Source organism: Microbacterium enclense (assembly GCF_004022425.1).
Taxonomy (GTDB): domain Bacteria; phylum Actinomycetota; class Actinomycetes; order Actinomycetales; family Microbacteriaceae; genus Microbacterium; species Microbacterium enclense_A.
On sequence record NZ_RBZY01000146.1, the window covers coordinates 1 to 450 of the forward strand.

At 74.7% G+C, this 450-nt stretch carries 1 pseudogene; it reads left to right on the forward strand.

Annotation, left to right across the window (positions count from 1 at the left end):
* Positions 1 to 143 precede the first annotated feature (143 nt).
* Positions 144 to 450: pseudogene (locus D8Y23_RS16625) on the forward strand (HNH endonuclease); the annotation flags it as partial.

Sequence of the window (450 nt, forward strand, 5' to 3'; positions counted from 1 at the left end):
CGGTGGGGATCTACGACCGGCTCGTGCAGCAAAGCGCGGCGATCATCGACATGCGCCGAGACGCCGCACGCGGTGATGCGCCTGCGGGGGCACGCACGGACGGCCGCGCGGGTAGCAACGAACGCGGTGAACGCGCGGAGACCATGACAGCTCCCACGCCCGATACGCGGACGGCCGACCAGGTGCGGGCCGACATCCTCGCCGACCTGCTCCTCACCGCCGCCCCCGACGCCGACCCCACCCGCGGCGACGACGGCCCCGGCACCCTGGGCGCGATCCGCGCGCGGGTGCAGGTCGTCGTTCCGGCGTTGACGATGCTGCGGCCCGGCGCCGAGAACCTCGACCCCGCCGACCTCGTCGGACACGGACCCATCGACGCCGCCACCGCCCGCGCCCTCGCCGAAACCACCACCGTCCCCTGGGACCGGGTCATCACCCACCCCGTCACCG